Consider the following 1,511-nt stretch of genomic DNA (forward strand, 5'->3'; position numbering starts at 1 on the left):
GTGGAGCCATGAATCCCACCGCAAGACCGCACGAGCCAACACCGTCGAGGACTACATCGCAGCGTAATCAACCGGCCACCCGACAGGCTCTGAGGGCTACTGCCACCGCCAGATGCTGGACGCGATTCGCTACCTGGTCGCGGGCGGGATCTCCTGGCGGGCGATGCCCGCGGATTTCCCCCACTGGGCCCGGGTCTATGCCTTCTTCCGCCGCTGGCGCGAGAACGGGCTGGTCGCGGAGTTCCACGATCGGCTGCGTGGCCGGGTGCGAGAGCGCGAAGGGCGCGAGGCAGAGCCGACGGCGGGGATCATCGACGCACAGTCGGTGAAAGCCGCCGCGACGGTGCCGGCCGTCTCACGCGGCTTCGACGGCGGAAAGTTGATCAACGGCAGGAAGCGGCACATCGTGACCGACTGTCTGGGCCTGCTGCTGGTCGTGGCCGTGACCGCCGCGAACATCGGGGACCGAGAGGCGGCCGTCGGTCTGCTGGCCCGACTGCGGACCCTGCACCGGGACATCTGCCTGGTCTGGGCCGACGGCGGCTACACCGGCCCACTCATCAACTGGTGCCGTCAGAAACTTGCCCTGACCTTGGAGGTTGTCAAGCGCACGGACGACACGGAGGGGTTCGTGGTGCTGCCCCGCAGGTGGGTGGTGGAGCGCACGCTGGCGTGGTTGATGCACTCGCGCCGTTTGTGCCGGGACTACGAAACGCTGCCCGCGACCAGCGAGGCGATGATCCTGTTCTCGGTGATCACGCGGATGAGCCGCCGACTGGCCCGGCCACGAGCCGTCGGCCAGCACTGAACGCGCCCGACGCCTCCTGGAGCAACCACCCGCGCTCGGCCAGGCGCTTCGCCTTCGACCGCACTCCCTCGACCTTCGCCGCCACCGTCACCTCGACGCCGAGGGCCGCCGCGATGTCCTTGGCCCGCATCGGCTCACGGCCCGGCCCGTCCTGAAGCACGTTCAGGATCCGTTGGCTGTCCAGCGAGAGCACCGACACCGACAACCCCTCCCGCCAGGGCGGCACAATCGCTCCCGGAACCGACGCGGACGCACCCTCGAGAACGGGGGCGGGCACCAAATCTCCCCTGGCTTCCATCGCGGCAGTGGACTCGCCGGCAGAGGCGGCCAGGGCTTCGACGAGTTCCTCCCGCGCGATCACCCGCCGGTCCAGCTCGATCTCGCCAGCCTCCAAGGCCGCAGCCGCACGGGCCGCCTCCTCCCGCAAGACCTCCACCCGCTCACGGGCAGACGCTTCCCGTTCCTCCAGCAACCCCAGCATCGACGCCATCACGCACCCCTCGACAAACAAGCGGAAGCAGAACGCCAGATACCTCCCTCACCCCGACCGAAACCATGCCTGACCAGCAGGAATCAAGCGATCATGTTCGGTTGAGATACAGCTTCTCAGCTTGACGTTTAACCTCGCCTGTCACCCGACCTGCTGATCTGCGGTTCTTCGCGGGACAGCAGCGGCGGCCGTTCTCCACGCTTCGAGATGTCG

At 67.9% G+C, this 1,511-nt stretch carries 1 protein-coding gene and 1 pseudogene; one reads left to right on the forward strand and one right to left on the reverse strand.

The annotated features are described in order from the left end of the window. Window positions 1–97 precede the first annotated feature (97 nt). Window positions 98–808, forward strand: a pseudogene (locus ABZ826_RS39320) (IS5 family transposase); the annotation flags it as partial. On the opposite strand, the gene ABZ826_RS39325 reads toward ABZ826_RS39320, so the two are convergent. Beyond that, window positions 756–1,298 carry a hypothetical protein gene (locus tag ABZ826_RS39325; RefSeq protein WP_361459395.1) on the reverse strand — a complete coding sequence of 181 codons (543 nt, stop codon included), beginning with the start codon at window positions 1,296–1,298 and terminating at the stop codon, window positions 756–758. The pseudogene ABZ826_RS39320 and the gene ABZ826_RS39325 overlap by 53 nt on opposite strands. Window positions 1,299–1,511 lie beyond the last annotated feature (213 nt).

The organism is Streptomyces sp. NPDC047515 (assembly GCF_040643055.1).
Taxonomy (GTDB): domain Bacteria; phylum Actinomycetota; class Actinomycetes; order Streptomycetales; family Streptomycetaceae; genus Streptomyces.

Excerpts from the sequence above, each read along its gene's own strand:
- ABZ826_RS39325 (WP_361459395.1), bottom strand. The coding sequence starts at position 1,298 with ATGGCGTCGATGCTGGGGTTGCTGGAGGAACGGGAAGCGTCTGCCCGT.